The sequence below is a fragment of the Curtobacterium luteum genome (assembly GCF_014646995.1).
GTDB lineage: Bacteria > Actinomycetota > Actinomycetes > Actinomycetales > Microbacteriaceae > Curtobacterium > Curtobacterium luteum.
This window is the reverse complement of record NZ_BMOI01000002.1, coordinates 1-5,167: the sequence shown is the minus strand read 5'-3', so window position 1 is coordinate 5,167 and position 5,167 is coordinate 1. Positions and strand designations below refer to the sequence as shown.

Genomic DNA, 5,167 nt, shown 5'->3' with positions numbered 1-5,167 from the left:
AACCTCGACACCGGATCCGTGGCCATCCACGGGCGTCTCACGGGGCACCTGGGCTGAACGTCCCCGCAGCCGTGAATTCCCTGGGCGGGGGGTGGGAACGCTCGGGCGACCTAGACTGGAGGCCATGCCCGCGACCCGAGTCCACCTCGTCCGTCACGGCGAGGTGCACAACCCCGACCGTGTCCTCTACGGTCGGCTCCCGGGCTTCGGGCTGAGTGAACTCGGCACGCAGATGGCGGCAGCCTCCGCGTCCGCCTGGCACGACGCCGGTGTCGACGTCCGCCGGATCGTCGCATCGCCGCTGCAGCGCACGCAGGAGTCCGCGCGGCCGTGGGCGGCCCTCTACGGGCTCGAGGTCGCGCTCGACGAACGACTCATCGAGCCGACGAACCGGTACGAAGGGCAGCCCCCGGGGTTCACGAAGCGGTCGCTGGGCCGTCCCGCGGAGTGGCCCTGGATCGCGAACCCGTTCCGCCCGAGTTGGGGCGAGGCCTACGAGTCGATCGCGAACCGCATGCTCGCGGCCGTCGCGACGGCGTGGGAGAGCGTCGACGACGGCGACGTCGTCCTGGTGAGCCACCAGCTCCCGATCTGGATGGTGCACCGCCGCCTCGTCGGCGAGCACCTCTGGCACGACCCGCGGCAGCGGCGGTGCGACCTCTCCAGCATCACGACCCTCGAGCGTGTGCCCGCCACGCCGACCGGTCGTTTCACCGAGGTCGGGTACGCGGACCCGGCCGAACGGCTGCGGGCCGCCGCGATCGACGAAGGAGCAGTGTGAGCACCAGCAGGAAGCGACTCGCGACCATCGCGGCGACGGCGGTCGTCGCCGCCCTCGCCCTCACCGGGTGCTCGTCGAGCAACGACGCGCTCACGAAGCAGTACGGCAACGGCACCACGCAGAACTACATCTCCGGTGACGGCGCGGTGACCGAGGTCGCCGCCGCGGACCGGACCGACCCGATCTCCTTCGACGTGACGAGCATGACGGGGGAGCGACTGTCGTCCAAGGCGCTCCGGGGCAAGGTCGTCGTCGTCAACTTCTGGTACGCCAGCTGCCCGCCCTGCCGTGCCGAGGCGAAGTACCTCGACAAGGTCGAGGCGAAGTACTCCTCGGACCAGGTGCAGTTCATCGGCGTGAACGTCCGCGACGAGCAGGGCACGGCCGAGGCCTTCGAGCGCACCTTCGGCACCGACTACCCGACCGTCCTCGACGCGAGCACGGGCGCGATGCAGCTCGCGATGTCCGGCCAGGTCGCGCCGAACGCCGTCCCGGCCACCATCGTCCTCGACAAGGAGGGCCGGGTCGCGGCCCGCGTCCTCGGCGCCGTCGACGGCCCCGGGATCCTCGACACCCTGGTCGGCGACGAGCTGTCCGGGAAGGCCAAGGCCTCCTGACCGTGGCCAGCAACCCCTTCGCCGACGCGATCCTCAGCGGCCAGATGGCCGTGGCGCTGCCCGTGGCCGCGCTCGCCGGGCTCGTGTCGTTCCTCTCCCCGTGCGTGCTCCCGCTCGTGCCGGGCTACCTCGGCTACGTCGGCGGTGTCGCGGAGGGCGGGCAGCGCAAGGGACGGGTCGTCCTCGGTGTCCTGCTCTTCATCCTCGGGTTCACGGCGGTCTTCGTCGCGTACACGACGGTGTTCGGGGCGCTCGGGTTCTGGCTCGTGCGCTGGCGCGACCTCATCACACAGGTCCTCGGCGTCGTCGTCATCCTCATGGGCCTGGTCTTCGTCGGCCGGTTCACGTTCATGCAGCGGACCATCAAGCCGGGCTGGACCCCCGCGACCGGCCTGGTCGGCGCGCCTTTGCTCGGGATCGTGTTCGGTCTCGGCTGGACGCCGTGCCTCGGCCCGACGCTCGCTGCGATCAACCTGCTCAGCGTGCAGTCCGGGAGCGCCTGGCAGGGCATGTGGCTCGGGGTCGCGTACTGCCTCGGTCTCGGCATCCCGTTCGTCCTCGTCGCGCTCGGTGCGGGCTGGGCGACCGGGGCGATCCGCGCCGTCAAGCGCCACATGCGCACCGTCAACATCATCGGAGGAGCGATCCTGATCGTCATCGGTCTGCTCATGGTCACCGGCATCTGGTCGGCCGTCATGTCGAGCCTCGGGGCGGTGATCCAGAGCTTTGTCCCGGCAGTCTGACCCCGAAGCCACGGCTGGCCCCGACGCCACGGTCGGCCCCGACGCCGCGGCCGGCCCCGACGCCCTGGACGGCAGCGACGACCAAGAGGGCACCGACCTCGTCTCCGACCCGCAGCGACCGTCCGACCACGTCGACAGCGCTCCGGCTCCGCGTGAGCGCACGGACTCCGGCGGTGCCGAGGTCGCGCAGCCGAAGCTCGGCCTCGTGGGGTACCTGCGGTTCTTCTGGCGGCAGCTCACGAGCATGCGCACGGCGCTGTTCCTCCTCATGCTGCTCGCGCTCGCGGCGATCCCGGGGTCCCTGGTGCCGCAGCGCACCGCCGACCCGAACGGTGTCGTGCAGTACAAGGCCGACCACCCCGCGCTCTACCCGGTGCTCGACAAGCTCCAGGTCTTCGACACCTACACCTCGGTGTGGTTCTCGGCGATCTACCTCCTGCTCTTCGTCTCGCTGATCGGCTGCATCGTCCCGCGCACGAAGCACCACTGGCAGGCCCTCCGCACCCGCCCGCCGAAGACCCCCGTCCGGCTCGGCCGACTCGCAGGCTTCCGGTCGGTGCCGGTGGACGCGACCAGCGTCACCACCGCGGCCGACGGGACGGACGCCGCCACGGGCCTCCCGTCCGTCGACCACGCCGTCACGCGTGCGATGGCGCTCCTGAAGCGCTCCGGGTACCGCGTCGAGCGCTTCGGCGACTCGGTGAGCGCGGAGCGCGGCTACCTCCGCGAGACCGGCAACCTCGTGTTCCACGCGGCCCTCGTCGGGGTCCTCGTCGCGGTCGGAGTCGGTGGCGGGTTCGGCTTCACCGGACAGCGCCTGCTCGTCGAGGGGCAGACCTTCTCGAACAGTCTCGTGGCGTACGACTCGTTCAACCCGGGCCGCTGGTTCCGCCAGTCCGACCTGCAGGGCTACAACCTGAAGCTCGACAAGTTCGTCACGAAGTACGAGGAGACGAACCTCAACGCCCTCGGCCAGGCGCTCGACTACGACGCCACGGTCACGACGACCACGAAGAGCGGTGTCTCGAAGACCCAGCGCCTCGGCGTGAACGACCCGGTGTCGATCGGCGGGACGAACGTCTACCTGCTCGGCAACGGGTACGCGATGCAGGTCACCGTCCGCGACGGCAAGGGGAACGTGGCGTTCAAGGACGTGGTGCCGTTCCTGCCGCAGGACGCGAACTACACCTCCGTCGGCGTCATCAAGGTGCCGGACGCGGAGCCGGACCAGCTCGGTCTGCAGGGATTCTTCTACCCGACCGCGCAAGAGATGTCCACGGGCGCCTTCCGCAGCGCCTACCCGGACACCGAGAACCCGCTCCTCAGCCTGCAGGTCTACACGGGCGACCTCGGTCTCGACGACGGCGTCCCGCAGAGCGTCTACACGCTGGACACGAGCGGCCTGAAGGAGATCGCCGGCACCCGTGCCGACGCGGCCTCGGTCCAGCTGAAGCCCGGGCAGACGAAGCAGCTGCCCGACGGTGCCGGCTCGATCACGTTCGACGGGGTGAAGCGCTACGTCTCGCTCGACGTGCACCACGACCCGTCGCAGCTCTGGGTGGGCGGCTTCGCGCTGCTCTCCACACTCGGGCTGCTGACCTCGCTCTTCGTGCCCCGCCGGCGTGTGTGGGTGAAGGCGGTGCCCCGGAAGGGTGCGGAGCACGGCGAGTACGACCTCGAGTACGCGGGTCTCGCCCGCGGCGAGGACCCCAACCTGGAACGGGCCGTCGCGGACATCGCGCAGCGGCACATGTCGGACCTCGGAGTTAGGATTCCCCAGTGAACATGACCGCGACACTGGCCAGCTACTCGGTCGTCCTGACGTACTCGGCGATGGCCGTCTACGTCATCGCGTTCATCTCGTTCGCGCTCGACATGGCGAAGCGTGCGGGCAACGTCGCGGCGGTCCAGGCCGCCACGGCGCCCGCTGCCGCCCCCGCCGAGACCGTCGCGACGGTCCGCGGCGGCACGGTCGTGCTCGAGAAGGTGGACACCGGCGCTCCCGCCGACCCGACCAAGCGCGGCACCAAGTTCGAACGTGTCGGCATGGCCATGATGATCCTCGGCGTCATCCTGCACATCGGCGCGGTCGTCCTCCGGGGCATCGCGGCCGACCGGGTGCCGTGGGGCAACATGTTCGAGTTCTCGCTGACCGGTACCGCGCTGATCGTCCTCATCTTCCTCGGCGTGCAGCTCTGGCAGAACCTGCAGTTCCTCGGCGTCTTCATCTCCGGGCTGACCCTCATCCTGCTCGGCATCGCGACGGTGAACTACTACGTGCCGGTCGTCCCGCTCGTGGCGGCGCTGCAGTCGTACTGGCTCGTCATCCACGTGTTCGTCGCCATCGCCGGCACGGGGTTCTTCGCGCTCGGCGCCGGTCTCGCGGTGTCGCAGCTGGTGCAGACGTACCGCCAGGGCCGTCCGGTGTCGAAGAAGCTCCGCTTCATGGAGACCTTGCCGGACGCCGATCGCCTCGAGGTCCTGAGCTACCGCGTCATCCTCGTCGGGTTCGTCCTCTGGACGTTCACGCTCATCGCCGGTGCGATCTGGGCCGAGCGGGCCTGGGGTCGGTACTGGGGGTGGGACACCAAGGAGGTCTGGACCTTCATCATCGGGGTCGTCTACGCCGGGTACATCCACGCTCGTGCGACCCGTGGTTGGCGTGGTGCGCGGTCCTCGTGGCTGGCGCTCATCGGCTTCGGCGCGGTGATGTTCAACTTCTCGGTGGTGAACGTGTTCTTCAAGGGCCTGCACAGCTACTCGGGTCTGTGAGCCGGCGCGGGGTCCGCTGACGCGGCCACGACCTGACGGGAGGCGCGGTGCCGGTCGGCACCGCGCCTCCCGTCCGTTTGTGCCCGCGCGAGCCGGCTGTCCGCCTGGTCTGCTGGCGGCTGGCCGAGCGCGCCATATGCCCGTCCGATCGCGCGGACGGCGGGTGGTCACGACGCTCCGGTGGTGGACCGTCCGGCGGTCACGAACTGTCGCTCCGGCGCCCGCCGACCGACGGTTCGTGACCGCTCGCCGGA

5 protein-coding genes are annotated in these 5,167 nt (G+C 70.2%); all 5 read left to right on the top strand.

Annotated features, from left to right (window positions below; translation table 11 throughout):
* The first annotated feature begins 124 nt into the window (after nucleotides 1–124).
* On the top strand, nucleotides 125–781 hold the full coding sequence (locus IEY20_RS03335) for a histidine phosphatase family protein (RefSeq protein WP_175329469.1): 657 nt from the start codon (nucleotides 125–127) through the stop codon (nucleotides 779–781).
* Nucleotides 778–1,398: a TlpA family protein disulfide reductase gene (locus IEY20_RS03330; protein WP_175329468.1), complete on the top strand. Its 621-nt coding sequence runs from the start codon at nucleotides 778–780 to the stop codon at nucleotides 1,396–1,398. The genes IEY20_RS03335 and IEY20_RS03330 overlap by 4 nt, the downstream gene beginning before the upstream one ends.
* A 44-nt stretch (nucleotides 1,399–1,442) precedes the next feature.
* The gene (locus tag IEY20_RS03325) at nucleotides 1,443–2,141 is read left to right on the top strand and encodes a cytochrome c biogenesis CcdA family protein (protein ID WP_175329553.1); all 699 of its coding nucleotides are present in this window, start codon (nucleotides 1,443–1,445) and stop codon (nucleotides 2,139–2,141) included.
* Nucleotides 2,142–2,205: 64 nt separating this feature from the next.
* Nucleotides 2,206–3,924 carry a cytochrome c biogenesis protein ResB gene (gene resB / locus IEY20_RS03320; RefSeq protein WP_175329552.1) on the top strand — a complete coding sequence of 573 codons (1,719 nt, stop codon included), beginning with the start codon at nucleotides 2,206–2,208 and terminating at the stop codon, nucleotides 3,922–3,924.
* Nucleotides 3,925–3,926: 2 nt separating this feature from the next.
* Nucleotides 3,927–4,913 carry a c-type cytochrome biogenesis protein CcsB gene (gene ccsB, locus IEY20_RS03315; RefSeq protein ID WP_175329467.1) on the top strand — a complete coding sequence of 329 codons (987 nt, stop codon included), beginning with the start codon at nucleotides 3,927–3,929 and terminating at the stop codon, nucleotides 4,911–4,913.
* Nucleotides 4,914–5,167 lie beyond the last annotated feature (254 nt).